This window comes from Pseudidiomarina woesei, from assembly GCF_001418345.1.
Taxonomy (GTDB): domain Bacteria; phylum Pseudomonadota; class Gammaproteobacteria; order Enterobacterales; family Alteromonadaceae; genus Pseudidiomarina; species Pseudidiomarina woesei.
Genome location: NZ_LIPW01000003.1, coordinates 260287 through 285426, shown reverse-complemented (window position 1 = coordinate 285426; position 25140 = coordinate 260287). Strand labels below are relative to the sequence as shown.

The 25140-nt window shown below is 48.4% G+C and carries 26 protein-coding genes; 14 read left to right on the top strand and 12 right to left on the bottom strand.

Annotated elements, in window-relative coordinates:
* Positions 1-79: 79 nt before the first annotated feature.
* The gene (gene tmpT / locus ASC40_RS07130) at positions 80-715 is read left to right on the top strand and encodes a thiopurine S-methyltransferase (RefSeq protein ID WP_055439100.1); all 636 of its coding nucleotides are present in this window, start codon (positions 80-82) and stop codon (positions 713-715) included.
* Positions 716-810: 95 nt separating this feature from the next.
* Here tmpT and ASC40_RS07125 read toward each other — a convergent pair whose 3' ends face one another.
* The gene (locus tag ASC40_RS07125; RefSeq protein WP_055439099.1) at positions 811-3090 is read right to left on the bottom strand and encodes a nitric-oxide reductase large subunit; all 2280 of its coding nucleotides are present in this window, start codon (positions 3088-3090) and stop codon (positions 811-813) included.
* A 416-nt stretch (positions 3091-3506) separates the two neighbouring features.
* Between ASC40_RS07125 and nrdG the strand changes: the two genes are divergently transcribed.
* Positions 3507-3956 (top strand): anaerobic ribonucleoside-triphosphate reductase activating protein, encoded by a 450-nt coding sequence (nrdG, locus tag ASC40_RS07120; RefSeq protein ID WP_055439098.1) that lies wholly within the window; start codon positions 3507-3509, stop codon positions 3954-3956.
* A gap of 61 nt (positions 3957-4017) precedes the next feature.
* Positions 4018-5853, top strand: a complete 1836-nt coding sequence (gene nrdD, locus ASC40_RS07115) for an anaerobic ribonucleoside-triphosphate reductase (protein ID WP_055439097.1) — start codon at positions 4018-4020, stop codon at positions 5851-5853.
* 39 nt (positions 5854-5892) lie between these two features.
* Here the strand turns inward: nrdD and hemN are convergent, their stop codons facing one another.
* Both hemN and ubiT read right to left on the bottom strand, forming a co-directional pair.
* Positions 5893-7272: an oxygen-independent coproporphyrinogen III oxidase gene (hemN, locus tag ASC40_RS07110; RefSeq protein ID WP_055439096.1), complete on the bottom strand. Its 1380-nt coding sequence runs from the start codon at positions 7270-7272 to the stop codon at positions 5893-5895.
* A gap of 141 nt (positions 7273-7413) precedes the next feature.
* Positions 7414-7911 carry a ubiquinone anaerobic biosynthesis accessory factor UbiT gene (gene ubiT / locus ASC40_RS07105; RefSeq protein ID WP_055439095.1) on the bottom strand — a complete coding sequence of 166 codons (498 nt, stop codon included), beginning with the start codon at positions 7909-7911 and terminating at the stop codon, positions 7414-7416.
* 87 nt (positions 7912-7998) lie between these two features.
* Here ubiT and ubiU point away from each other — a divergent pair, with 87 nt between their 5' ends.
* Genes ubiU through ASC40_RS07090 form a run of 3 tightly spaced genes read left to right on the top strand, consistent with a single transcriptional unit; the run spans position 7999 to position 11118 of the window.
* Entirely contained in the window at positions 7999-8994 is a 996-nt protein-coding gene (gene ubiU, locus ASC40_RS07100) for a ubiquinone anaerobic biosynthesis protein UbiU (RefSeq protein ID WP_055439094.1), read from the top strand.
* A gap of 12 nt (positions 8995-9006) precedes the next feature.
* The gene (locus tag ASC40_RS07095; RefSeq protein WP_055439093.1) at positions 9007-9885 is read left to right on the top strand and encodes a U32 family peptidase; all 879 of its coding nucleotides are present in this window, start codon (positions 9007-9009) and stop codon (positions 9883-9885) included.
* Positions 9886-9912: 27 nt separating this feature from the next.
* Entirely contained in the window at positions 9913-11118 is a 1206-nt protein-coding gene (locus tag ASC40_RS07090; RefSeq protein ID WP_055439092.1) for an NnrS family protein, read from the top strand.
* Here ASC40_RS07090 and ASC40_RS07085 read toward each other — a convergent pair.
* Both ASC40_RS07085 and norR read right to left on the bottom strand, forming a co-directional pair.
* A complete protein-coding gene (locus ASC40_RS07085; protein ID WP_055439091.1) occupies positions 11115-11534 on the bottom strand; it encodes a YbaN family protein in 420 nt (139 codons plus the stop codon). The genes ASC40_RS07090 and ASC40_RS07085 overlap by 4 nt on opposite strands.
* 20 nt (positions 11535-11554) lie before the next feature.
* Positions 11555-13114 (bottom strand): nitric oxide reductase transcriptional regulator NorR, encoded by a 1560-nt coding sequence (gene norR / locus ASC40_RS07080; RefSeq protein WP_055439090.1) that lies wholly within the window; start codon positions 13112-13114, stop codon positions 11555-11557.
* A gap of 178 nt (positions 13115-13292) precedes the next feature.
* On the opposite strand from norR, the gene ASC40_RS07075 reads away from it, so the two are divergent.
* Positions 13293-13829, top strand: a complete 537-nt coding sequence (locus ASC40_RS07075; RefSeq protein WP_055439089.1) for a hemerythrin domain-containing protein — start codon at positions 13293-13295, stop codon at positions 13827-13829.
* 5 nt (positions 13830-13834) lie between these two features.
* Here the strand turns inward: ASC40_RS07075 and fnr are convergent, their stop codons facing one another.
* The 4 genes from fnr to ASC40_RS07055 form a co-directional block, all read right to left on the bottom strand.
* On the bottom strand, positions 13835-14539 hold the full coding sequence (fnr, locus tag ASC40_RS07070) for a fumarate/nitrate reduction transcriptional regulator Fnr (protein WP_245622234.1): 705 nt from the start codon (positions 14537-14539) through the stop codon (positions 13835-13837).
* Between the two features lie 125 nt (positions 14540-14664).
* Positions 14665-15189, bottom strand: coding sequence for a CC0125/CC1285 family lipoprotein (locus tag ASC40_RS07065; protein WP_055439088.1), 525 nt, complete (start codon positions 15187-15189; stop codon positions 14665-14667).
* A 2-nt stretch (positions 15190-15191) separates the two neighbouring features.
* Complete coding sequence (locus tag ASC40_RS07060; protein ID WP_055439087.1) at positions 15192-15932, bottom strand: anti-sigma factor family protein; 741 nt, start codon at positions 15930-15932, stop codon at positions 15192-15194.
* Positions 15923-16423: an RNA polymerase sigma factor gene (locus ASC40_RS07055; protein WP_055439086.1), complete on the bottom strand. Its 501-nt coding sequence runs from the start codon at positions 16421-16423 to the stop codon at positions 15923-15925. Before ASC40_RS07055 ends, ASC40_RS07060 begins: the two co-directional genes overlap by 10 nt.
* Before the next feature lie 182 nt (positions 16424-16605).
* Here ASC40_RS07055 and ASC40_RS07050 point away from each other — a divergent pair, with 182 nt between their 5' ends.
* Entirely contained in the window at positions 16606-18036 is a 1431-nt protein-coding gene (locus tag ASC40_RS07050; RefSeq protein ID WP_055439085.1) for a S8 family serine peptidase, read from the top strand.
* On the opposite strand, the gene ASC40_RS07045 is transcribed toward ASC40_RS07050, so the two are convergent.
* Positions 18026-18961, bottom strand: a complete 936-nt coding sequence (locus tag ASC40_RS07045) for a surface lipoprotein assembly modifier (RefSeq protein WP_055439084.1) — start codon at positions 18959-18961, stop codon at positions 18026-18028. The genes ASC40_RS07050 and ASC40_RS07045 overlap by 11 nt on opposite strands.
* 71 nt (positions 18962-19032) lie before the next feature.
* Positions 19033-19599 carry a hypothetical protein gene (locus ASC40_RS07040; RefSeq protein ID WP_055439083.1) on the bottom strand — a complete coding sequence of 189 codons (567 nt, stop codon included), beginning with the start codon at positions 19597-19599 and terminating at the stop codon, positions 19033-19035.
* Between the two features lie 175 nt (positions 19600-19774).
* Here ASC40_RS07040 and ASC40_RS07035 point away from each other — a divergent pair, with 175 nt between their 5' ends.
* From ASC40_RS07035 to ASC40_RS07010, 6 genes are all read left to right on the top strand, one after another.
* Positions 19775-20332, top strand: coding sequence for a TMEM165/GDT1 family protein (locus ASC40_RS07035; RefSeq protein WP_055439082.1), 558 nt, complete (start codon positions 19775-19777; stop codon positions 20330-20332).
* 96 nt (positions 20333-20428) lie between these two features.
* A complete protein-coding gene (locus ASC40_RS07030) occupies positions 20429-21199 on the top strand; it encodes an SDR family NAD(P)-dependent oxidoreductase (RefSeq protein WP_055439081.1) in 771 nt (256 codons plus the stop codon).
* 58 nt (positions 21200-21257) lie between these two features.
* Positions 21258-21638: a hypothetical protein gene (locus ASC40_RS07025; protein WP_055439080.1), complete on the top strand. Its 381-nt coding sequence runs from the start codon at positions 21258-21260 to the stop codon at positions 21636-21638.
* A gap of 59 nt (positions 21639-21697) precedes the next feature.
* Complete coding sequence (locus ASC40_RS07020) at positions 21698-23686, top strand: protein-disulfide reductase DsbD family protein (RefSeq protein ID WP_055439079.1); 1989 nt, start codon at positions 21698-21700, stop codon at positions 23684-23686.
* Positions 23673-24167, top strand: a complete 495-nt coding sequence (locus ASC40_RS07015) for a protein disulfide oxidoreductase (RefSeq protein ID WP_055439078.1) — start codon at positions 23673-23675, stop codon at positions 24165-24167. Before ASC40_RS07020 ends, ASC40_RS07015 begins: the two co-directional genes overlap by 14 nt.
* Before the next feature lie 13 nt (positions 24168-24180).
* Positions 24181-24930 (top strand): DsbA family protein, encoded by a 750-nt coding sequence (locus tag ASC40_RS07010; protein WP_055439077.1) that lies wholly within the window; start codon positions 24181-24183, stop codon positions 24928-24930.
* 9 nt (positions 24931-24939) lie between these two features.
* On the opposite strand, the gene ASC40_RS11860 is transcribed toward ASC40_RS07010, so the two are convergent.
* Positions 24940-25083 carry a hypothetical protein gene (locus tag ASC40_RS11860; protein ID WP_157558844.1) on the bottom strand — a complete coding sequence of 48 codons (144 nt, stop codon included), beginning with the start codon at positions 25081-25083 and terminating at the stop codon, positions 24940-24942.
* Positions 25084-25140 lie beyond the last annotated feature (57 nt).

The following is a 25140-nucleotide window of genomic DNA, read 5'->3' as shown; positions in this document are numbered from 1 at the left end:
CTACGCGCTTGGTGGTTTTTAGTCGATAGCTGTATAGTTTACAGCCAAATCATTCGATGTGCGAATTAAGGAGTACGCCATGGAGCATGAATTTTGGCACGAGCGGTGGAAAAATCGTGAAATTGGCTTTCATCGCCACGACGTGCACCCATTGCTCATGCAGCATTGCAAAACCATAGCCCAGCCGGGGTCGACGGTGTTTGTGCCGCTATGTGGTAAATCATTAGATATGCAATGGCTGCAAGAGCAGGGCTATCAAGTGCTCGGAATTGAACTGAACCAGTCGGCTGTTGAAGAATTTTTTGCTGAACAAAAGCTCACACCAAGTGTGCATCGTGAGGGCTCTTTCCGCGCTTACCGAGTGCCGGGCATTACCTTGTATCAAGGCGACTTTTTTCAGCTCACCAATAACCATCTGCACGGCGTTGATGCTTGGTACGACCGAGCGGCTATGGTGGCGTTACCGCCAACCATGCGCACCGCTTATGTTGAGCATCTATTAAAAATTTTGCCGCAACTTAGCAATGGCCTGCTAGTTACTGTGGAATATCCTGAGAACTATTGGAAAGGTCCGCCTTTTTCAATTCCGCAGCAAGAAGTTATGAACGCTTACAGCACTAGGTTTACGGTAGAGGCTCTTTGCCCAAATGCGGGCTTTACGCTGAATGGCGATTCGCAGGTTAGCGAATATTGTTATCGGCTTAAACGTTTATAAAAAAAGCCCGAGGCGGTTGGGAGGCCTCGGGCTAACACCACCGTGGGGTTTCCACGGTCAACAACATTTTTTAACGTGTGTTATGTCACGTACAGTTATTTAACTGTGACAGGTTTGGCATCTAGTTCAGCGTTTTGCTGTTTGCCCCACAAGCCAATAACAACCTGATAAGCAACCGCTAAACCACCGATAATGAATACCACGTCGCCTACGGTACGAATCCAGCGTAAACTCTGTAGCAACGGCTGTTGCATGAACTCTTCGCTACGTGCATACCACAAGCCTTCAGAGGCTGAAGCAAAGAACTGGATAAAGCCAACAGGTAACAAGCTAGTGAACAACATGAGGCATAAGCCGATGTTTAACCACCAGAAACCGGTTTTCATAATCTTGTCATTGAACGCGAAGTTCGGACGAATGTAGCGCAAGATTAACAACACGAAACCGATAGCTAGGAAACCGTACACCCCAAATAGTGCTGCGTGAGCGTGAGTCGGTGTAGTGTTCAAGCCTTGAATGTAGTACAGCGCAATGGGTGGGTTGATCATGAAGCCCAATACGCCGGCACCCAAGAAGTTCCAGAACGCTACCGCAACGAAGCACAATAGTGGCCACTTAATGCGTTGCATCCACTCTGCTTTGCGTTGCAGGCTCCAGTTTTCCCAAGCTTCGTAGCCAAGTACAACCAAAGGTACAACTTCAAGCGCAGAGAAAGTCGCGCCTACAGCCATAATTGGTGTAGTAGTCCCTGAGAAGTACAAGTGGTGGAAAGTACCTGGTACGCCACCTAACATGAATAGTGACGCTGATGCTAATGAAGCAGCAGTAGCCATACGGCGAGACACTAAGCCCATGCTGTGGAAGATGAATGCCAATGCTGCAGTTGCGAATACTTCAAAGAAGCCTTCTACCCACAGGTGAACAATCCACCAGCGCCAGTATTCCATAATAGAAATATGAGTGCGTTCACCGTAGAAGAAGCCCGCGCCATAGAATAGGCCAATAGCAACCACTGAAGCGGTTAACAAGGCTAACAAGTTCTTGTCGCCAGGCTGTTTGAACGCGCCAACAACGCCGCGCAACATTAAGCCTAACCAGAACACGATGCCTAAGAACTTACCAATTTGCCACAAGCGACCTAAGTCGACGTACTCATAACCTTGGTGACCTAACCAGAAGCTTAGGTTTTCAGGCATGATTTGCGCAATAGCTAAGTAGTTACCAATGAACGAACCGGCAACAACAACTACCAAGGCCCAGAACAAGATATCAACACCAAGTTTCTGGAATTTCGGATCTTTACCGCCATTAATAATTGGCGCCAAGAATAAGCCCGCAGCTAAGAAGCCGGTGGCAATCCAGAATAATGCGGCCTGTATGTGCCAGGTGCGTACTAGTGAGTACGGGAACCACTCAGACACGTTGATGCCATAAAACGTTTGACCTTCAACGGTATAGTGAGCCGTGAAACCACCCAAGAAAATTTGCACAATAAACAGAGCCATAACCAAGAACAGGTATTTGCCCAATGCTTTTTGTGAAGGGGTTAAGTTAACCAAGCTGATAGGGTCTTTTGCTGGCGCAGCAGGTTCTTCTTCGTCGTGATCACGCAAGAATGCCCAAGCCCAGATCAAGCCACCAACACCTGCAATTAACAGAATAATAGACACCAATGACCAAATCAGGTTTTCTGCACTTGGTTTGTTATCAATTAATGGTTCATGTGGCCAGTTGTTCGTATAGGTTACGTCGCTATTAGGGCGCTCAGTAGCAGCGGCCCAAGCAGTCCAGAAGAAGAACTGAGTCATTACTTCGCGGCGTTCTGCGCTTGGTAATGTGTTTTCTTTCATGGCGTAGTTTTCACGAGTACTGCGTAGTGAAATATCGTCACTAAACAAACGGCTGTAGTACTCAGCGGTTTGCGCCATGGCTTCTGCACGTACTGCGCTAACGGTCAAAGTATCGGTTGCCGCATCGTATTGTGATGCGGTGCGATACTCTTCTTTTAGCGCAAATTGCAGGCCATTCTGCTCAGCAGGCGATAAGCTTTCATAGCTTTGGCCATACTGGTTTTGCGCAGAGATTTCTAACCACGCTAACAATTCACGGTGTAACCAATCAGCAGTCCAGTCTGGCGCCTGATACGCACCGTGACCCCAAATAGAACCTAATTGCATACCACCGACAGATTGCCAAGCGGTTTGACCATCTAAAATCGTCTCTTCCGTCATCAGTAGCTGACCCGACTCGGTCACTACTTGATCAGGAATCGGCGGCGCGACACGGTAAACTTCTTTACCGAAATAACCTAGGACACCAAAGGTGATCGCCAAAATGGCAATTAGTATCCACCATAACTTTTTATAACCGGCCATTTGGCACCTCCGGCTGTTGATGTTGTTGCATGAGTTGATTCTCCCTTTAATCAAGATTGCGCTTACTTGCGTTATTTTGTGCGCAAGCGAAACGCTCACCCCGTCTCTTTAGCAAGCTCCGTGCCAGTTTTTACCTGACTGAAAACCCACGGAAAATTCATTTGTGTGGGTTAATTCAACCCAGTTCTTCAGCGGTGAAATACACCACGTCGGTAGAAACTACCCGAGTACAAGAATCGCATGTAGTACGTCTATAGAAAATTGCGCTGAAGGGGTAATAAAGGGGTGCATTGGGGGTATACCCATTGTAGGTAGTTTTTATTGATCTCGATCAATGCATATTCGTGTGTGAAGACTATGCTGAAACACAATATATGGTGATAAATAAATACAAATACACAATATATAGGTATTTCATGTTGCGATACAGTGCTGAACAAGTGGTGTTTCAAGAGGTTCCAGGTGAAGTGTCCCTTGCCTATACCATCACCGGCTGTCCAGTGGGATGCAAGGGTTGCCACAGCGTTGATAGTTGGCCAGTTGGAAGTGGTGAGACGCTGACGAACGACTACTTCACAGCGCGTTTGGCACAGTATCGCAACCTGATTACCTGCGTATTGTTTTTAGGCGGCGAATGGCAACCAGAAGCGCTCATCGCCCACCTAAAGCAAGCCCGAGAAGCTGGGCTTAATACCTGTTTATACACGGGTTACGACGATGTGTCTTTGGCAATTAAAGAACAATTGACGTACCTCAAAACGGGGCCTTGGATTGCAGATCTTGGTGGTTTAGACAGCCCCACCACCAACCAGAAGTTTTATGACTTACGCAACCAGCAGCTATTGAATTGCCGGTTTGTTTCTTAATGCAACAGGCTAACGCCGTGCGCTAAGCCGGAACCACAAATAATAATCAAGGAGAACAGTTATGTTGCGCTTACACCCAGACCAAGTTAACGCGAAAATGGAATTTATTAACCAGTATGTAGCGGCCCAAAATGCGGCCGATGGTTCAAAAATGGATGCCAACGCCAATGTGACGCAGAAAAATATTGCGACACTTGAAGCAGAACTCATGAAAGACTTTTTTGTGCAGGTAAACCGCAAACAAGTGAGTACCAAAATTAGCGAGTTGTTTGGTGCCGACCTAGGCCAAGAATATATTCGTCAAATTGAAGACCACGAAATTTACGTTCATGACGAAACAAGCTTGAAGCCATACTGCGTGTCGGTGACCATGTATCCGTTTTTGCGAGACGGTTTAACCAAACTTGGTGGCGAGTCAAAAGCACCGAAGCACCTTGAAAGCTTCTGCGGTACCTTTGTGAACTTTGTTTTTGCGGTGAGTTCGCAATTTGCTGGCGCGGTAGCAACGGTTGAATTCTTAGCATATTTCGACCATTTTGCGCGTCGAGATTATGGTGACAACTACCTAGAAACCCACCGCCACGAAATTGAAAACCATTTGCAACATGTGGTGTATGCATTAAACCAACCTGCTGCAGCACGTGGCTACCAGAGCGTGTTCTGGAATATTTCGGTGTATGATCAACACTATTTTGACAGCATGTTTGGTGACTTTGTATTCCCAGATTTTTCAAAAAGCAGTTGGGACTCGGTCAGCAAACTCCAAGACTTTTTCTTGCATTGGTTTAACGAAGAGCGCAAGAAAACTATCTTAACGTTCCCTGTTGTTACCGTGGCCATGCTCACCGAAGATGGCCAATGTAAAGATCAGCAGTTTGCGCGCCATATTGCGCACGAGCTCGCTGACGGCAACTCATTCTTTGTCTACTTGTCACCGAATGCTGACTCGTTAGCCTCATGCTGCCGCCTGCGTAGTGAAATTGCTGACAATACGTTTTCGTATACGTTAGGTGCAGGTGGCGTGGCGACCGGCTCTATTAACGTCATTACAATTAATATGAACCGTTTGGTGCAAGATGGCCGCGACTTGAACACCGAAATTGAGAAAATTCATAAGTACCAGGTGGCTTACCGCCGTATTATGGAAGAATACAAAGAAGCGGGATTGCTCACGGTGTACGACGCTGGTTTTATTTCGCTCGACAAGCAGTTTTTAACCATTGGTATTAACGGCATGGTTGAAGCGGCCGAGTCACAAGGACTAACCGCGAGCAATAACCGCGACTATATTGAATTTGTGCAGCGCCATTTGAAAGTGATTTACGACGCAAACAAACGTGCAAAACAAGAATACGGCTACATGTTTAATACGGAGTTTGTACCTGCTGAAAACTTAGGTGTTAAAAACGCCAAGTGGGACCGCGAAGACGGCTATTTTGTGCCACGTGATTGCTACAACTCGTACTTTTACGTGGTTGAAGACGAGCAAACCAACTCGTTGGATAAGTTCGTAATGCACGGTAACGAGTTGATTGAGTTTTTAGATGGTGGCTCGGCGTTGCATTTAAACCTTGATGAGAAACTAAACGAAGATGGCTATTTATCCATGCTCAACATTGCTGCCACCACCGGCTGTAATTACTTCTGCATTAATGTGAAAATTACCATTTGTAATGACTGTGAGCATATCGACAAGCGTACTTTGTGCGCGTGTTCATCATGTGGCTCGGCCGACGTTGATTATGGCACTCGTGTGATTGGTTACTTGAAGCGCGTAAGCTCGTTTAGCCAGGGGCGCCGTAAAGAACATCAAGCCCGCCATTACCACCGTAAACAGCAAGACACCAGTATTGCCGGTGCTCGTGCTCAAGCAAACGCACTGAAGCAGGCGAGCTAGGCCTGCTGCAGCAGAGTTTCAGTGAACAATGGCGCTGCGTTACACCACTTTGGAGTAGCGCGGCGCTGTTGCTGAGTCATCTAAGTAGGCGTCAAAGCAGGCACATATGCTGCGCACCCACAAACGCCCTAAGGTAGTTACTTTTAAGCTATTGTCATCAAGCTCAACCAAGCCGTCTTCAACAAATGGGGCGAGTTTGCGCTTGGCGTCGGCAAAATAAGTCCAGAAGCTCTCAATGTTCCATTCTTTTGCGAAGGCTTGAATATCTAAATCAAAGTGACAGATCACTTGCGAAATTAAAGCCGCCCGTAACTTGTCGTCGCCGTTTAATTCAAAACCCTTCACAATGGGCAGCGTGCCGCTATCAATGGCTTTGTAATAAGAAGGTAACTCTTTCACGTTCTGCCAAAGCACGCCGTCTATTTGGCTAATAGATGACGCACCGATACCGAGCAAGGCGTCTTGGCCCGAGGTGGTATAGCCTTGGAAGTTGCGTTGCAGCTTGCCACGCTGCTGTGCTTGCGCCAAAGTGTCGTCAGTTTTGGCAAAGTGGTCCATGCCAATAAACTGGTAGCCAGCAGCAGTAAACTTAGTAATGCCTAGCTGCAGTAATTCCAGTTTAATCGGCGCTGTTGGCAAACTAGACTCGTCAATTTTTCGCTGCCCCGCAAAGCGTGAAGGCAAGTGCGCATAGCTAAACAGTGACACACGGTCGGGGTTAAGCTCTATCACTTGGTCAATTGAAGCGGCAAAGGTTTCTGGGCGCTGATAAGGCAAACCGTAAATTAAATCGAGGTTAATTGAGCGGAAACCAAGCTCTTTGCTCAATGCCACTTGATGCTTGATCATGTCGGTGTCTTGCACGCGGTTAATGGCAATTTGCACTTTGGTGTCAAAGTCTTGTACGCCGTAACTGACACGATCAAAACCAAGCTTGCGTAGGTGCCGCAGTTTGTCATCGCTGCAGCTGCGCGGATCAATTTCAATCGACCATTCAGCGTCCGCAGTGAAGTCAAAATGCTCGTGCAGCAAGTCCATGAGGCGCGACAACTGAGTTTCGCTTAAAAACGTTGGTGTACCACCGCCCATGTGCACCGACTCAAATTTGCGCTGGCCTAGCAAAGCTTTATACATGGCCATTTCTTTGGCCAAGTAATCTAAGTAAATATCGGCTTTGTGCTGGTGGCGCGTAATGACCTTGTTGCAACCGCAGTAATAACAAAGCTTGATACAAAATGGTAAGTGAATGTACAGGCTCAATTCATCGGGAGCGTTCGCTAGAGTTTGCTCCATGGTGCTTAGCGGAAACTTATTATGCAACGCCAAAGCGGTTGGGTACGACGTATAACGCGGCCCGTTAATGTTGTACTTATCGATGAGCTCTTGGCTCCAAACAATTTGGTTTGCGCTGCTTGTCATTGTCGTACCTCGTGGGGCTAAACCCCTTACCTGTGAATTTCTGAGTGCAGTTTATATGATGCAGATCAGAAAATTGATACATCTGAAGGGGTATAACCATGTGTTTTTGATACGACCTTTAGGTACCTGCTTGTCTCGCCATTATCGCAGTTCTGGCCTTGCAACAATGGCGTCAGCAGTCGCTTGAGTAACGCGAAATAATGGCTTTGGTAAACGCCCTTCAAGTTCAATAGTGTCGAGTAAATTTTTAACCTCTAAACCAAGTTCTGTATCACCTTTGATCATAAGCTTACGCTTGAAAAACAAGGTGTCGGGGTCTACTTTTCCACTTATCATAAGGAGTAGTGACGCACTGTTACCACGCATGGTTACTGCAGCTGGCTGTGGCGTTAACGATGCCTTTAAACGACCTTGATCGTTAAGCGTTACCGAGAAATGAAAGGCCAAATCGGGAACTTCAATACGAACCCATTGTTTGGGCAAAAATGAAAATCGCTGCTGCTTAATTTCAGCCTGCAAAAACTGATTTAATGAAGCGCTAAGTATTTGTTCTAAAATAACTTTAGGTGTTATTCGCACCATAACACCAAGGCCGCTAATTAGCTGTGACCAGTTGTCTACCACTTTTGGGATAACCATAAGTTGCCGTCCATTAATGTCCCGTAAAATTCTCAGAAGATTATAATGCTCATTACGAATGCATGTTTATCGACGGGATCAATAATTATGGAACTTCTGTGCCCAGCAGGCAGTATGCCCGCCTTAAAAGCCGCCATTGAACATGGTGCCGATGCCGTTTATGTCGGGCTGAAAGATGAAACCAATGCGCGTCACTTCGCTGGCTTAAATTTAGACCAAGCCGGTTTAACTGAAGCTGCGCGCTATGTGCACCAGCATGGTAAAAAATTGCACGTGGCAATTAATACCTTTGCCCATGCCGATACTTTTGAACACTGGCGCCGCGCGGTGGACATGGCCGTCAAAGCGGGCGCCGATGTGCTTATTTTGGCCGACATGGCTGTACTGGCCTACGCGGCTGAGCGCTATCCGAAAGTGGAAGTGCATTTATCGGTACAAGCGTCAGCAACCAACGCTGCCGCCATTGAATTTTATAAGCAGTTTGGCGTGAAGCGCGTGGTGTTGCCGCGCGTGCTGTCTATGAATCAAGTACGCTCAATTGCGCGCACCACCGATATGGACCTTGAAGTATTTGCTTTCGGTAGCTTGTGCATTATGGCCGAGGGGCGCTGCTACTTAAGTTCATACATGACAGGCGAGTCACCGAACACCGCAGGTGCATGCTCGCCGGCCAAGTTTGTGCGCTGGGATGAAGCTGATGACGGCACCCTCGAGTCGCGCTTGAACAACATATTGATAGACCGTTTTGCACCGAATGAAACCGCCGGCTACCCAACCTTATGCAAGGGGCGCTTTACGGTTGGTGAAGACACTTACCACGCGCTAGAAGAGCCGACCAGCTTAAACACCTTAAGCTTGCTGCCCGAGCTTTACAAAGAGGGCATTGCGTCGCTCAAAATTGAAGGTCGCCAACGCAGCCCAGCTTATGTCGCACAAATTACTCAGGTTTGGCGCCAGGCCATTGATTCGGTTATGAGCAAGCCGGACAACTTTGAAGTACAGCAGCAATGGGACCATGTGCTGGCTGGCTTATCTGAGGGCAGCCAAACCACACTAGGTGCCTACCACCGGAAATGGAAATAATTGGGAACTGATATGAAATTTTCTCTTGGAGCCATTCAGTATTTTTGGCCAAAACAAGTGGTCGAAAACTTTTATCAACAGGCTGCTGACTCGTCTGTGGATATCGTTTATTTGGGTGAAACCGTTTGTAGTAAGCGGCGCGAGCTGAAATTTGATGACTACATGCGTATTGCCCATATGTTACGTGAAGCCGGCAAACAGGTGTGTTTGTCGACCATGACCTTACTTGAGGCGCCTTCAGAGCTGCGTGAGCTGCGCAAGTACTGTGACAACGGAGACTTTATTGTCGAGGCAAACGACGTGGGCGCAATTCCTTACTTGCAGGAGCATCAGGTGCCTTTTGTGGCCGGTGCGGCCATCAATTGTTACAACCAACATACGTTGCGCAAATTAATGAGTATGGGTATGAGCCGCTGGGTTATGCCGGTCGAGCTTTCGCGCGAATGGCTTGCCAAACTATTGGCACAGCCTATGGTAAAAGATGTACGCGATTGTTTTGAAGTTGAAGTATTTGCGCTCGGCCATATGCCGCTAGCCTGGTCAGGGCGATGCTTTACTGCGCGCTCAGAAAACCGTGCTAAAGATCAGTGTGAACTTTGTTGCATTAAGTATCCAGAGGGGCGCGAAGTTACCAGCCAAGATGGCACCCAAGTATTTGTGCTCAATGGCATTCAAACCCAATCTGGCACCCGTTATAACTTGGTCAATCAACTACCTAACATGCAAGGTTTGGTCGATGTGGTACGCTTAAGTCCACAGTTAACGGGAACCTTTGACTGGTTAGAAAAGTTTCGTGCCAACAGCCAGGGTGAACACCCGCAACAGCTTGCCACAAATGACAGCAATGGTTATTGGCTAGCCCTTGCGGGCCTGGTGCAGCAACTAGATTAACAGCGCGAAAACAAAAGAGGACTACCCATGCTACAAATTACTGACTTACAAGTAGAACAAAAAATGTGGCCGTTATTACGCCAAGCTTTTCGCCCAATGTTTTTGCTCGGTGCCAGCTTTAGCGCCCTCGCCATGTTGCTATGGATTTTAGCGCTTGCCGGCACTATTACTTTACCCGTGTATGGCAACGTGTTGGTGTGGCACAGCCACGAAATGATTTTTGGCTTTGTCGCCGCCATTGTGGTGGGCTTTTTGCTTACCGCCGTGCAAAACTGGACCGGCCTAAGAGCGACCCATGGTCGAGCTTTAGGTATTTTAACCACGGTGTGGGTTCTGGGGCGCTTGGCATTTTTGTTTGGTGCGAACTTACCGGTTTGGTTGGTTGCCGCTGTAGACTTATTGTTTTTACCGCTCGCTGCAATTTTATTGGCGGTGCCGCTTATTCAAGTGAAGCAACAACGTAACCTGTTCTTTGTACCGGTACTGTTTTTACTCACGTTCTGTAACGCGCTAATGCACTACGGTTTAGTAGAAAACCGTTTCGACTTGCAGCAACTAGGTAGTCAAAATGCAGTGTGGTTGGTCACGTTACTCATGGCCATTGTGGGTGGCCGCGTGCTACCCATGTTTACTGCCAACGGAACCATGACCAAAAAAGCTGAACCTATTGTGTGGCTAGATCGCATAGCTTTAGGCAGCTTATGGTTGATTTTTGTACTTAATATTACCTTGTTTAGCGCCCAACTACCGAATGAGGTGATGGCAGCAATTTATGGCATTTGTGCCGTGGCATTAGCCATTCGCTGCTTACGCTGGCGTATCTGGATTACCTTAAGCGTGCCATTGTTATGGTCGTTGCACATTGCTTATTTGTTTATCCCCTTTGGCTTGGCGTTATTTGCGCTACGCGAGTTAGGTTTTGATGTGAGTAACTCGGTGGCCATTCATGCGTTAACTGCTGGCGCTATGGGTAATATGATTTTAGCCATGATTGCGCGGGTATCGTTAGGCCACAGTGGCCGCCCCTTGCAACCGAAAGCGATTATGTCAGTAGCCTTTTTGTTGGTGTTTACTGCGGCGCTTACACGCGTGGTTTTTGTTTGGTTACTGCCTGAGTTCAGCTTGCCATGGTACGCCATAGGTGCCGCAGCTTGGATTTTGGCTTACGCCATATACGTGGTGGTTTACTTGCCCATTTTAACCACCCCACGCCCAGACGGTCGCCCAGGCTAATTGGGGGAGTCTGTTGGCTCGGTTGTCGCCTCATTATCTTGCTTAGGAACTTGCTCGGGGCGCAACCAAAGCCAAAAAGCAACGGTTGCCATAATTCCAATAACACCGAATTTTAGCCCCAAATGAACGGGGCTAAACGCCAACATGATTGAACTACCACCCATCATTACGCTAGCAATGATTTTGGGCTGGCGCTTCACTACGCCGTATTTACGCCACGCAATAATTTGCGGGCCATATTTGGGGTGCGACAATAGTTTGGCTTCTAGCGCCGGCCAGCCTTTACCGCCAGCCCAGGCAGCAACCAATAAAAACGGAACCGTTGGCATAATGGGTAGCATGAGCCCAATAACCCCTAACAAGAGCGCTAAAATGGCAATAGTTCGCCACACCAAAATGCGCAGAATCACAGTCATACGTAACGAAACCCCTGTGCCTATTTTAAGCCAAGCCGGCTAGCTAATTTGTGTAAGTTGCTAGGATCAAGGTCAAGTATACGGGCTGCTTGTGTCCATTTGTAGTCTGCCTGTTGCAGTGCTTTTTGTATAAGTTCGCGTTGCACCGTTTGCACTGCATGTTTTAGGTTCAATGAGCCACTGTCGCTAAGGCTAGAGTTCACCACGTTACCCGCTACTTGCTGCATGGCTTGTGAATCAGTTGCAACACCGGGTAAATCAAGTAAGTTTGCGTCAATGCTAACAATGTCATCGCGGCGCGCGCCCAAGCTTAGTGCTTTAATGGCTGCTCGGCTAATGGTGTGCTCTAGTTCGCGCACGTTACCCGGCCAGTCATAGCTACGTAAGGCTTGTTCGGCCGCCGGCGAAAGCCGTAACGCTCGCACCCCAAGCCTAGCTCGGTTCAGTTCAAGAAAGTGTCCGGCGAGTACAGCAATATCGTCGTCTCGGTCGCGCAGTGGCGGTATCGGCAATGGGTACACCGATAGCCGATGATATAAATCTGCACGAAAATCACCGTTTTTAATTTGCTGTTTCAAGTCGCGGTTGGTGGCCGCAACAATGCGTACATTCACTTGATGCGACTTATCGCTACCTAAGCGTTGAATTTCCCCATTTTGCAGAACTCGTAGCAGTTTGGCCTGAATAGATAAGGGTAATTCGCCCACTTCGTCCAAGAAAATGGTGCCGCCATCAGCACTATCAAAACGGCCAGCCCGTTCATGGGTTGCACCTGAATAGGCGCCGCGGGTATGACCGAATAACTCGCTTTCGGCAAGGGTTTCGGGCAACGCAGCGCAGTTTACATAAACTAGGGGCTGGCTATTTCGCGGCGACAAGCGGTGCAAGTGGCGGGCAAACAGCTCTTTACCAACGCCGGTTTCGCCAAGCAACAGCACGGGTAAATCTGAACCAGCGACAACTTCAAGTTCTTGCAGTACCGTCATTAACGCAGCGCTATGGCCAATAATGTCTTGCGCATCGGCATTGTTACTGGTGAGTGTGTACTCACCATCGCGGCGATTATTGCGTAGCGCGCGAATGTTTTGTTCAATCAAGCCCATGCGAATGGCAGCTTCGACCAGTAGGCTTGCGCGTTGCAAGGCTTGCATAGTTTGCTCATCAAAGGTGCCTGGTGTCAGCGCATCAAGCGTAAGTACGCCCCAAATTTTGCCTTCAATATGCAAGCTAATACCCATACAGTCATGTACCGCCAAGTGGCCGTCAGGGCTGTCTTCAATTAGCCCATCGTAGGGGTCTGCTAAGGGGCTGTCGGGTTCAAAGCGCACCGTTTCACGGCTACCTAAAATGCACGCCAATCGAGGGTGTTGTGACACCAAAAAACGTCGGCCCAAAGCTTCGCGGGCAAGGCCCACACTGGCAATTGGCCGCAACATGTCTTGGTCATGCTTTAGAATAACCACAGCGCCACAGTGAAAGTGGGTGCGCAGGGTTTTTACCACTTTTTCTAAGCGAATCACCGCCGGCAAGTCGGTCACTAAATCGGCAATTAAGGTTTCTAATAACGTCACATCATGCATGGTATAAACAACCCTATTTGGGCCTGAATGACCCGAAAAACATGGGTGTAATTTACCATTACTAAGAAAAACTCGATATAAATCAAAGTGGGTAGTTTTGGCATCTAAATTGCAGTAGCTAGTGGGTGTATAGCAACCAATTTCACTCTTAATGTGAGTCTATTGAAGGAGACGACCCATGACCACACAAACAGTTCATGCCGAAGCCTTAGCGGTTTACCAAGCGATGCCGAAAAAAGCCTTAACCGAATTTATGGTTGATCATTTTCATGAAAAACACCGTGCCCAGTTACCTGATCTAATTAACTTAGCGCGCAAAATTGAAGATGTGCATAACGACCATGGCGATTGCCCTGCCGGTTTATCTGATCACTTACAAGCGATGTACCAAGAGCTTGAAAGCCACATGATGAAAGAAGAGCAAATTCTGTTTCCAATGTTAGCCGGTGACATTTACCCGAAGGGCCCAATTGCGGTGATGGAAGAAGAGCATGACCAGCACGAACAAATGATAGCGCAGCTGCTAGAGCTAACTAATCAATGCAATGCGCCGCGTGACGCCTGCGGTAGCTGGATTATGTTGTATGAGGGAATTAACGAATTTGTGAATGACCTGCACCAGCATATTGCTATTGAAAACGCGGTGTTGTTTAAGCAGCCAGAACAAAAAAGCAGCGGCCATGGTAACGGCCACTGCTGTGGTGGATGTCAGTAATTTCGTTACTGAGCCAGTTCGCGTAAGCGTTCTGGCTCAAGTACGTTGACCAGTTTGTTTTGTACGTCAATAACGCCCTCGGCTTGCAACGCTGACAAAATGCGGCTGATGGTTTCGACCGACAAGCCAAGATAGTTGCCAATGTCTGCGCGCGTCATGGTTAGTCGAAAAGAACGGTTGGATAGCCCGCGTTCTTTAAAACGATCAGCAAGAGTGATTAAAAAATGCGCTAGGCGTTGCTGCGCAGAACGGTTATTCAAGGTGCCTAGCAATTGTTTGCTGCTGTATATTTCGCCGCTCATTAAGCGCCACATTTGGCGGCGCAGGCCAGGCATTTGTTCAGCTAACTCGTCAAGCGAACTCATTGGAATTTCACACAGCATGGCGGTTTCTAATGCTTGGGTATAGCTACGGTGTTGGCTGTTGGCTAACGCATCGAAACCAATCACATCACCAGGTAAGTGAAAATCGATAATCTGCTCAACGCCGTTGTCATCAATGGTGTACGACTTCAACGAACCACTGCGAACCGCATACAAGCATTTTAACGACTCACCGGCGTTAACTAACACATCGCGTTTGTGAATAGGCTTGTGGCGCTGAATAATGGTGTCTAAGCGAGCCATGCCGTCTTGGTCAAGCTGATAAGGCAAACACAGTGCGGCCATGCTGCAATTTTGACAATGAATGTGTGAGGTCATATTTGCCATAACTATTTCCTGATGCAGATCAAATTCAGTAAGTGATGCATGCAGTATACGCGCTACGGCTAGAAATTAACCTTGTGCTGATGGAGTACCCCTGAGATCCCTCTCAAGGGGTAGATCGCGAGAGATTATTCGGTTTTCGGGCTTAAATTATCAATTACCGCTTGGGCCTCAAAGCTATGCTCTGAGTCTGGTTGAACTCCAGCGCCCAGTTGTATTTCAAGCACGGTTTGAATGTCGCTGGATTCGCTACCACCAATATGAATACCTGCGCTCAAGGTCGAGCGAGGGTAATGGGTGGTGGTACAACTGACTAAACCACAACGGGTGACCATATTGGAAGAATTCGTGTAGCCAATACTGCTTTGCGGGCTTATGCGCTCGCGGTCAACAAAAGTTTCTCTGTGAGTGACTACAAACCAATCGTAGCCATTTTCAACAGTTACTTCTGCTGCACGCAGCAGGGCATAGTCCATAGCTTTGTTTTGATCAGAGCCCCGCGCTTTAAAGCTAATGCGGTATTGTTTGTCAGTGATCTTGGTTGCTTGATAGCCATAGCCATTACCCTCGGCTTGTCGGTAGTCCGGTTGAGAACTGCAACCAATGGCCATTAAGCTGGCGAAAATAACCGCTAAAAAGTTCATCGTTTTCATGGTTAATGCTCCTCAGTTTGAGTGCGATTAGGTGTCAGCTGCCACGCTGAGCGCAGTTGAGCACGTTCTTGCTCTGCACTAAGCGGCGCCGCCGACATCATTTGATCAAGGACCGAATCGAGCGCATGTGAAGCGCTGGCAGTGCGGTATTCGGTCGCCTGCGTATAGGCAACTTCAGCCATGGCAACCAGTTGCCATTGCTCGCCTCGGCGACATTGAATGGCGACCTCGGCAGTTTTCTGTTGCTCATCTTGTAACTGGTACTGGCGACAAAATTCGCCGTCACTATTGGTAAAGGTTAGCTGCGGTAGCAATCGTTTGCCATCAGCTATGGTATAGCTAATACCGCTGGATTGCTGTTCAAGCACCTGCGCTATCTCTGTTTGTAGCGAGCTAGTCGGCTCGCTTTGCCAGGCATAACCGAACCCAAAACCGACCATTAAGGCCACACTCGCTGCTGCTGCAAAATGTTGCTGTACAATTCCTTTAAAACCGCGGCTTGAGTGAAGCGGAATAACGTTGTGCGCGGCATCGTCATCAAGTAGCGCAAATACTTTTCTTGGCATCGGGGTTGCGCTTAGATCATCAACATAAGTGCGTACACGCTGATCAGTCATGGCTAGTTGTGCAAGCCGTGCCGCCGCCTCGTCATGTTCTGCAATGTAGTCGCGTACCTGCTCAGCTTCGTCGGCACTAAGTTCATCGTCTAAAAATGCAGATAAAATTTGGTCATTTATGAGCATACCGATACCCCTTCAAAATACTCAGCAAGCTTGCTGCGCGCGCGGGCCAAACGGCTCATAACAGTGCCTGTTGGCACGCCAAGAATGCTAGCCACTTCGCGATAACTCAGCCCTTGCACCGCCACTAACGCAATCATTGAACGTTGGTCATCAGGCAGTTGTGCTAACGCTTGATTCACCTCGTCAAGTTGCATGGCGTGGGTAACACGCTCTTCGTTATCGGCGCTTTGTGTGCGCTGCAGCTCAACGTGATGAGTGGCTTTTTCACGAACTTTACGAGCACGATAGTCATCAATCCAAATATTGCGACATACTTTAAATGCCCAAGCAATAAGCTCCAAGTCATCTGGCTTAGTGCGTGTCAGCAAGCGTTCAACGGTGCTTTGTACAAGGTCATCGGCGTCGCTTACCGAGCCGCACAACGAAATAGCAAAGCGGCGCAAAGGCGGCAAAATGTCATGAAGCTGTTGTTTTAACTCTTTACTCGTCATAATTTGGTCAACTCGCTTGCAGTCCATTCGGTTGTGTTATTGTGATAACGAATGAGCGTCGAACTTATTCCCTGATATTTTAAAAAAATAACAAAATATGGAATTTTCTGGGGGCATAAACGTTTACCTGACATGTATCCGACACGTAACTGGCCACTGTCAAGGCTAAGTAGAGGTTAATAATGTCTCGTTTAAAACTAGCATATATTGCACAGCTCGTGGCAGTGGCAGCGGCCTTTACGGCTATTGCAAGCGCCCACGGGCAAATTGCACCGGTGACCCGACAAGTTGACGAGGTTATTCAACAGCGTGTGACTGATCAGGTGCACGGGCAAATATCACGTCGTGTTGAGCAACGGGTTTCGGCAACAGTGGTTGACGATATTGTCGATATGAATTCGGTCGATTTGCAACGTGTTACGCAGCAGGCGCGGCCCGACGTCAATGGCTTGTTGGCAGTAACCAATCAGGACGGTACGTTAGCGTTCAATGAAGTGCGCTTAGCGAACGGCTCGCGCGCTATTGAACACGAATGGTTGCTGCATATTGATGCAAACGCCTTGGATGATATGCGCGCAGTATTACGACAATTAGGGGCGCAATTAAAGACCGCGCAAACCTTACCGGCGCTAGGCTTAACGGTGATTCACTTTCGTGCTGAGCAGGACTTTTCTGCCGAAACTTTGCAACGCCATATGCAGCAGGCAATCGCTGCCGCAGACATGTTTGAGCCACGTCGTAGCCGCTTACAAAGCGCGGTACAGCAAACACTTACACCACACTATATTTATGCTGCGCAAGCCGCTGCTGCGAATTCGGCCGCTACGCCAGGTAGCGCCTTACAGCAAAAAACTTGGTGCCAAACGCCAGTTAGAATTGGCATGGTCGACACCCTCATTGAGACAAGTCACCCTGGCTTTGCAAAAAGCCAGCTAGTGCAACGTGAGTTTGTGACCGATGCACTCACACAACCGGTTGCGCATGGTACGGCTGTTGCAGGTTTATTGGTGGCTCAGCAGCAGAACTTCGAAAGCTTGGCGCCAAACGCTCAGCTTTACAACGGGGCAATATTTTACCGACAAGGCGACTTGCACCAGGGGGCGGCATTGATGCCGTTGTTGCAGGCTTTGAATTGGTTAGCCGAGCAGCAGGTGAAAGTCATTAATTTGTCGCTAACGGGCCCAGCGAATTCGCTGTTACAAACGGCGGTGGAGAAATTATCTGAGCGCGATATTGTGCTGGTAGCTGCCGCCGGTAATGACGGGCCGATGGCCCGTGTGCTTTACCCAGCAGGATATGAGCAAGTGTTAGCGGTTACGGCCGTGAATCAGCAGCGCCAGTTGTATCGATGGGCAAATCAAGGTGCCCATATTGAGCTGTCTGCGTTGGGGGTGCGGGTTATGACCACGCGCCATAACGGTGCTGTGGGGCATGAAACGGGAACGTCAATGGCAGCACCGGTGGTAACCGCTGCTGCGGCATGTTTATGGGCGCAGTCGCCGCAGCTATCGGCCCAGCAGCTGCGACAACAACTGCAACGCATGGCACAAGACTTAGGTGAAAAAGGCCGTGATCCGCAGTTTGGCTACGGCCTTGTCGCGACTAAAAACTAAAGGTTAAGTTCACCCCTGCCACGGTTTCGTGATAGTCAACAGCGTCGACATTTGACTGGTTATCCACATACTCAACGTGGGGTGTAAGCACCAACGCATCCATCAGCGGCAATTGCCACTGGGCCCTAACCGACTGTCGTTGCTCGTAGCGCGGCGCCGTTAAATCTGGCTGCAACTGCTGATAGTCTCGGGTGCTGCGTTGCCAAGCTATTTGCCAAGTATGCTGCTGCTCGCCAATAATTTCCTTGGTTTGCCATTTTACCCGCAACTCGTCGCCGTCATAGCTATACAGGTTGTTTGTGGCGGTTTCGTCATGCACACCGTAACCAATATTGATAAAGCTGTTTGCACTTGGCGTAAACCAATACACATCAGCGCTATAGGCCGTCGCTTGCGCATTGCGCTCGCTGTTGGTGGCAAAAGTTTTATCAATATCTCGCCATTCAATGCGGGTAAACCACTGATTTGTCCATAAACGCGATGCGTATAGCGTGTTTTGGGTGTAGTCCATAAAGCTATCACCGGCCAGTTTTGCATCAGCGCGGTGATTGCTTAAGCCAACCGTGAGTAAGTTAAAATCGTAACTTAGGTCAGCATGAATGGTGGTAATGGCGAGGTCAAAATCGTCATAGGTGTCATACCGCTGATCGGAATGGTTAACACCAGCTTTCACCGTTAACGGTTGTATGGGGTTCCACTTCGCCGCCAACGACGCTTTAACCAACCACGCACGGTCTGCGTTATTGGTGGTGGTGTCTAGTTCGCGAATATTCACATTGCTGTCGTACAAATAACCCGCTTCTAGGTCACCTTGCCATGAAAATGTTTCGGCCGACTCCGTAGCCTGTGCCGCTAGGCTAGGCAATAATGCCAGCGCCAAAAATGCAGAATATGGTTTTGCAGAAAAGTTTCGTGAAATCATCATCCTTTCTCCAAGTAGACGGGTGAGCAGACAGCCGACCCTAGGGCCGGCTGTCTGAGTATATCTAGTGACAATTAGATACCGATGCCACCGGTGATACTATTGCGAACAGTTGACTCAACACTTGATTCGACAGCTGACTCAACGGTTGTTGCTACGTTGTCATTCACACTGTCGAGTACGGCCGCTTCTGACGTAGCATTCACTGCAGAATCTACCGCAGTGCTTACTGTTCCTTCTACTGCGCCTTCAACTGTGCCAGTTGCACTATCAATTGCTGAATTTGCAGAGTTTTGCGCAGTGGCCGCCGTGTCTAAGGTTAATTCGGTTGCCGAGTCGACCGTAGTCGATACTTGCTCAGCACCTTCATTCATACCTTCTTCGGCTTGCTGCTCCGTTTGCTCAGTGTCTGCATGAGCATTCGCTTGTGCATTTGCATTGGCATCGGCCTCAAGGCTTTGATTACTTTGCGCTTGAGCTTCGCCATTTTGCGAATTGGCCTGTGCAGACTGTTGGCTCTGCATTGACGCAGAAACTTGTGCTTCAGCAGATACTGAAGCTGACACGGTGTCGGCAAAGGCGCCGGCAGAAGAAAAAGCAAATAATAAAGCAACAACACTCGGTTTAAGTACAGTATTCATAATACATTCCTCCGTTTTGTCGTAATGACACCTGGATAACGAGCTGCCGGCGCATGTTATTCCATACTTATTTGTAAAGGCACGGTAAAGGCTACATTCATATGTTTTGGTCAGATTGTTTGCAGGCTTAGTCCAGAGTCGATAAAATGCGCGCCTACCATTTTGGAGCTGTATTTTGGACGCATTCTTAACCTCAACATTAACTGTCGCAATTGCTGAAATAGGCGATAAAACACAATTGCTTAGCCTGTTTTTGGCGGCGCGCTATCGGCACAAATGGTCCATTATTGCCGGTATATTTGTCGCCACGGTGTTAAACCATTTTGTGTCCGCCTGGTTTGGTAGCTGGGTAATTAGCGTGTTACCGCAAGACACAGCGACTTATGTGGTTGCTGGCAGCTTTATTGCCGTAGGCTTGTGGGTGCTTATTCCCGACAAAGCTGACGATGATGACATGGGTGTGGTGCGCAAATATGGCGCATTTGTGGCGACGACTGTGCTGTTTTTTCTGGCTGAAATAGGTGACAAAACGCAGGTTGCAACAATTGTGCTTGGAGCCCAATACAGTAACGTTTGGTTGGTCACTTTAGGCACCACTATTGGCATGATGTTAGCTAATGTACCCGTGGTTTTGTTGGGTAATAAGCTCATGCAAAAACTACCACTCGACCTAGCTCGTTACATGGCCTCTGCACTCTTCATCGTGCTTGGCGTTGTGGCGTTATTTTGGTAAATGCAGCGCAACGAAGAAAGTTATTCCAGATCACGGCATTGTTTATAAAATAACCTATAGTTAATCGCACCCCACTGGCTATTTTGGAGGTGCGAAATGAGCCGTTTAGATAATAAAACCGCTATTATTACAGGCGGTGCGGCCGGTATAGGCTTAGCCACTGCCGCGTTGTTTTTGCGTGAAGGCGCAAATGTCGTATTGGTTGACCTGCACGAAAAAGATTTAGCTCAAGCTGAACATGAACTAGGCCACCCCGACCGCGTGTTTACCATTGCCGCTGACGTGTCGAATGAGTCCGATACTCAAAACTATGTCAATGCCACTATTAAGCACTTTCATGGGTTAGATATCTTTATTAATAACGCCGGTATTGAATCTGCTACTGCCCCTTTGCAAGAACAGTCAACAGAGCACTTTGACCGAGTTATTGCGGTAAATTTACGTGGCGTATTTTTAGGTTTGAAGTATGTGCTACCGCACATGCTGAAAGAAAAATCGGGCAGCATTGTGAACATGTCATCAGTGGCAGGCCTTGATGGTTTCGTGAATTTAAGCCCTTATGTGGCATCAAAGCATGCGATAGTTGGACTCACGAAATCAGCAGCTTTAGAAGCTGGACCTTATGGTGTACGTGTTAACTCGGTACATCCGTCGCCAATTCATACTCGTATGATGCGGGCTATTGAAGAAACCTTAAACCCGGGGCGTGCAACTGAAGCACAAGCTCAATTTGAACAAATGATTCCGATGGGGCATTATGGCGAGCCATTGGATGTCGCGAACTTAATGTTGTTTTTGGCGTCTGATGAGAGTCAGTTTATTACGGGTTGCCAGTATCGCGTTGACGGCGGTATGGGAGCTGGTTGAAAACAAAAGCGATATTAGATATTAGATATTAGATATTAGCGAGAGCTAGCGGGTGACGATGTATAGAGGTCAGGCACAACAACAGTTTCGAGCTTATATTGCCTTGTTGGCGATAGCTTGCGTGCTGTTTTTATGCTGGAGCCAGCAGAGTAACTTAGGGTTAGCTGGCTGTCCTTTGAAGGTTCAGAAGGCTCAGCAAGCTCAGCATCACCAAGCCGATGCCAGCACTGCGACACACTTGGCGGCTGACTGCGATGCTTCTGGCCACTTGTTGCAACAAGCACATGCGAATATTTTAGATGGCGGCGCTGCCTTATCTTTGTTTATTGTGCTGGTATTGTTGGTGCTCGCGCGGCAGGCTCCCGCACCAGTTGCACAATCGCCACCGCCACTTAGGCGATACCGACCCCACCTCGTATTTTGTGTGTTTAACGAATAGACGAACTGAACCTCAGTTTTCGTCCATACGTTATGTTGTAAACACATGAGATAATTTTAATGAACATTCAAAATTTAATACGTGTACTGGCCTTCGCCGTTGCGATGATGCTTTTACCTGCTCAAGCGCAGGTGAGCACCTCGTGGGTGCAGCTAGAACAGCACGATGCCGTACAGGTTCGTTTACTGTTGCCGGGTAAAACCGATAGCACCGAAAATACAGTGCATGGCTTGCTGCAGGTCAAACTTACCGAGCCATGGAAAACTTATTGGCGCACGCCCGGAGAAGGTGGTGTTCCGCCTGACTTCTCTTGGCAAGACGCGTCGACTAACGTCAGTAATATTCGTTGGCAGTTTCCAGTGCCGCAGCGTTTTAGTGTGCAAGGCATTGAAACCGTTGGTTACCAAGGCGATGTAAGCTTTCCTTGGCTAATTGACGTGGCCGACTGGGAGCAAGAAACCACCATAAAAGGCACACTGACACTTGCCAGCTGTACCGATATTTGTGTGATTTCTGATTTTCCGTTAGAGCTACGTTTTACGCCAAGTGAATTAACCGCCGACATGGATGCCATGTTTGTGTTTGAACAGGCCCAGAGTCGCCTGCCGCACGTTAATCACCCGCTTGTTCAAGTATCGCGCATGGTTTGGTCAGCCGAACAGCAACAGCTCGAAGTGAGTGTTACGCAGCAAAAAGCGTGGCAGCAACCGCGATTATTTGTAGATAGCTTGCATCCAGAGCTCACTGATTTAGCTATTGAACAACTAGCGCAACGCGTTGATGGCAACACTCTCACAGCGCGTTTCGCCATTTCTCACTGGCTAGAGCTCCCCGAGCTTGTTGGTAAGCAAATACAGGTGACCGTGGCCGACCAAACGCTGCAAGCTGAGCTGTCGAGTCAGGTCAGCGCGGGCTCACTGCAGGCTCACATTAATCCACAAACTGCCAAACCTAATATGCCTAGTTTGGGAGTAATTCTTGGGTTTGCTTTGCTTGGTGGCTTAATTCTTAACATTATGCCCTGTGTGCTGCCTGTTTTAGGGCTAAAACTGCGTTCTATTATTGTCGCCCCAGCGCAGCAAACCGCCATACGTAAACACTTTATTGCTTCAGCGCTTGGCATCGTGTTCTCGTTTGTGCTGCTGGCTGTCATGGTGATGGTGCTAAAGACAACCAGCCATGCCATTGGCTGGGGAATTCAATTTCAAAACCCTTATTTTGTTGGCTTCATGGCATTCGTTACCGCGATTTTTGCAATATCGGTGAGTGGCTTATGGCGTATTCAGCTACCCCATGGGCTGCAACAATGGGTCGCCAGTCGCGGTGATAACTCAACGCTTGGGCACTTTGTACAGGGCATGTTTGCCACGCTATTAGCAACGCCTTGTACCGCTCCGTTTCTGGGTACCGCAGTCGCTTTTGCGCTAGCAGCCTCAAACGTCACTCTAATTCTGGTCTTTATTGTGCTTGGCGTGGGTATGGCATTGCCGTGGTTATTGGTGGCAGCATGGCCCAAGCTGGCCACCAAGCTACCGAAACCAGGTGCTTGGTTGCAGTGGGTAAATCGGGTTTTCGCGGTGTTGCTTATGCTGACTTCGCTGTGGCTGGTGAGTATTTTAGTCAGCCAATTAAGTCAAAGTGATGCCTCTGCGTATGAAGTGGACACCGAGCAAACGCAGTGGCTGCCGTTGAGTGGGCAGGCGATAGCTCAAGCTTTAGCAGCGAACAAAGTCGTGTTTGTCGACGTGACGGCCGACTGGTGCGTAACCTGCCAAGCGAATAAATACAACGTGTTGACCCAGCAACCCGTAGCCGGTGCGCTGCAGCAGGAGAACGTGGTTGCCATTCGTGGCGACTGGACGCGCCCCAACCAACGCATTACCGATTTTTTGAAGGCGAATGGGCGATTTGGCGTGCCATTTAATCAAGTGTATGGGCCTAGTGCTCCGGAAGGTATCATTTTGCCAGTTATTTTGACCGAGCAAGCGGTATTAGACGCGCTTGAGCAAGCTGGTGGCACGCAGCGAGGCAATCATGAAGCGAATTAAGCAAATACTTCTGTACTTAGTGTTGTTTCTTGCAATTAGCTTCGCTGTAGACGCTTGGCGAGGTCGTCATTTGCCCAGTGGGCCTATTGCGCCATTGACTGTTACGACCTTGTCTGAAAGCAAAGTGGACGTGTTTCAGCGCAGCCATGAACAGCCGCTTGTTATTTACTTTTGGGGCACGTGGTGTCCCGTCTGTGAACTGGTTTCACCGTCAATTGACTGGCTAGCGGAAGACTCCTCGGTAATTAGTATTGCTATTCGCTCCGGCGATGATGCGAAGCTCATGCAGTACCTCAGCGCAAATGACTACCAATTTGAAACCGTGAATGACAGCACGGGAATGCTAGCTCAGCGCTGGCAAATAACGGCAACCCCAACGGTTGCCATTGTTGCCAACGGTGAAATTGTTTCTTATACCACTGGCGCGTCAACGCCAGTGGGGTTATGGTTGCGCCTGCAGTGGGCGCAACTTATGCACTAATTTTGGAGATGTTATGAAGTTTTTAGTGTCAGTATTTTTGAGTATCACATTAAGTTTGAGTTTGGCTTTGTCTGTTCAAGCACAACAGCAAAACACCGACCAAAGCGCGCAATTGCAAGAAATTGAGCAGCTGTTGCGGCAAAACCCTGAAGTTATTCCGAGTGTGTTAGATAGCTTGAAAAGCTATATAGAAAATAAAGCGGCTGCGCAAAAGCGCAGTGCTGAGCATGGCGCTTGGTTGCTTGAAAATGACGATACTCACCCTTGGTTTGGAGCAAAAGAGTCAGCACTTGAAATTGTGGTGTTCACTGACTATGACTGTCCGTACTGCAAGCGTTTAGAGCCGCATTTGCAAAAGCTCGTTAGCGAATACGAGCAGCTTAAGGTGATTAATATCATGACGCCATTGCGTCAAGGCGAAGTGGAAGGCGGCAAGTTAAACCCAGCCGGTTATGCGCTCAATGTGTGGCAAAACCAACCGAAGCAATTTGCTGAAGTTCACGAGCTGCTGTACGCCAAAAGCGGGTTGCATACGCAAAGGTCACTCGAACAAATAGCGCGTCGCACGGGCACTCGCTCGCAGTTGCAGAGTGTGAATGCAACGCCGACAATTCTAAAGCGTAACTATCAAGTGTTCCGTGATTTTGGTCTTAACGGAACGCCGGCAATGATAATCGGTGGCCGCATTATTCCTGGTTATGTAGAGTACGCAGACTTAGAAAAAGTGGTGGTTGAGGCGCTAGAACAAGCGCCTTCAAACTAAGCTACCCAATTAGTCGTCTAAGGCTTCGCGAATTTTATTCGCGAGGTCTTGGCGGCGGTATGGTTTACTCAGCAGTTTCACGCTGGGGTAAAGTTTGTGGGCTTCGACAGCTAATTGCGGGCCGTTCATACCGGGCATCACTACATCAGTCACCGAGCCAACGGCTTCCGGAAACTTGTCCTAAATTGACTCGCCAATTAGGCTTTCAGC

What these genes read in the sequence shown, in the direction of transcription:
- tmpT (WP_055439100.1), top strand. Translation starts at nt 80, where the DNA reads ATGGAGCATGAATTTTGGCACGAGCGGTGGAAAAATCGTGAAATTGGC.
- ASC40_RS07125 (WP_055439099.1), bottom strand. Translation starts at nt 3,090, where the DNA reads ATGGCCGGTTATAAAAAGTTATGGTGGATACTAATTGCCATTTTGGCG.
- nrdG (WP_055439098.1), top strand. Translation starts at nt 3,507, where the DNA reads ATGTTGCGATACAGTGCTGAACAAGTGGTGTTTCAAGAGGTTCCAGGT.
- nrdD (WP_055439097.1), top strand. Translation starts at nt 4,018, where the DNA reads ATGTTGCGCTTACACCCAGACCAAGTTAACGCGAAAATGGAATTTATT.
- hemN (WP_055439096.1), bottom strand. Translation starts at nt 7,272, where the DNA reads ATGACAAGCAGCGCAAACCAAATTGTTTGGAGCCAAGAGCTCATCGAT.
- ubiT (WP_055439095.1), bottom strand. Translation starts at nt 7,911, where the DNA reads ATGGTTATCCCAAAAGTGGTAGACAACTGGTCACAGCTAATTAGCGGC.
- ubiU (WP_055439094.1), top strand. Translation starts at nt 7,999, where the DNA reads ATGGAACTTCTGTGCCCAGCAGGCAGTATGCCCGCCTTAAAAGCCGCC.
- ASC40_RS07095 (WP_055439093.1), top strand. Translation starts at nt 9,007, where the DNA reads ATGAAATTTTCTCTTGGAGCCATTCAGTATTTTTGGCCAAAACAAGTG.
- ASC40_RS07090 (WP_055439092.1), top strand. Translation starts at nt 9,913, where the DNA reads ATGCTACAAATTACTGACTTACAAGTAGAACAAAAAATGTGGCCGTTA.
- ASC40_RS07085 (WP_055439091.1), bottom strand. Translation starts at nt 11,534, where the DNA reads ATGACTGTGATTCTGCGCATTTTGGTGTGGCGAACTATTGCCATTTTA.
- norR (WP_055439090.1), bottom strand. Translation starts at nt 13,114, where the DNA reads ATGCATGATGTGACGTTATTAGAAACCTTAATTGCCGATTTAGTGACC.
- ASC40_RS07075 (WP_055439089.1), top strand. Translation starts at nt 13,293, where the DNA reads ATGACCACACAAACAGTTCATGCCGAAGCCTTAGCGGTTTACCAAGCG.
- fnr (WP_245622234.1), bottom strand. Translation starts at nt 14,539, where the DNA reads ATGGCAAATATGACCTCACACATTCATTGTCAAAATTGCAGCATGGCC.
- ASC40_RS07065 (WP_055439088.1), bottom strand. Translation starts at nt 15,189, where the DNA reads ATGAAAACGATGAACTTTTTAGCGGTTATTTTCGCCAGCTTAATGGCC.
- ASC40_RS07060 (WP_055439087.1), bottom strand. Translation starts at nt 15,932, where the DNA reads ATGCTCATAAATGACCAAATTTTATCTGCATTTTTAGACGATGAACTT.
- ASC40_RS07055 (WP_055439086.1), bottom strand. Translation starts at nt 16,423, where the DNA reads ATGACGAGTAAAGAGTTAAAACAACAGCTTCATGACATTTTGCCGCCT.
- ASC40_RS07050 (WP_055439085.1), top strand. Translation starts at nt 16,606, where the DNA reads ATGTCTCGTTTAAAACTAGCATATATTGCACAGCTCGTGGCAGTGGCA.
- ASC40_RS07045 (WP_055439084.1), bottom strand. Translation starts at nt 18,961, where the DNA reads ATGATGATTTCACGAAACTTTTCTGCAAAACCATATTCTGCATTTTTG.
- ASC40_RS07040 (WP_055439083.1), bottom strand. Translation starts at nt 19,599, where the DNA reads ATGAATACTGTACTTAAACCGAGTGTTGTTGCTTTATTATTTGCTTTT.
- ASC40_RS07030 (WP_055439081.1), top strand. Translation starts at nt 20,429, where the DNA reads ATGAGCCGTTTAGATAATAAAACCGCTATTATTACAGGCGGTGCGGCC.
- ASC40_RS07025 (WP_055439080.1), top strand. Translation starts at nt 21,258, where the DNA reads ATGTATAGAGGTCAGGCACAACAACAGTTTCGAGCTTATATTGCCTTG.
- ASC40_RS07020 (WP_055439079.1), top strand. Translation starts at nt 21,698, where the DNA reads ATGAACATTCAAAATTTAATACGTGTACTGGCCTTCGCCGTTGCGATG.
- ASC40_RS07015 (WP_055439078.1), top strand. Translation starts at nt 23,673, where the DNA reads ATGAAGCGAATTAAGCAAATACTTCTGTACTTAGTGTTGTTTCTTGCA.
- ASC40_RS07010 (WP_055439077.1), top strand. Translation starts at nt 24,181, where the DNA reads ATGAAGTTTTTAGTGTCAGTATTTTTGAGTATCACATTAAGTTTGAGT.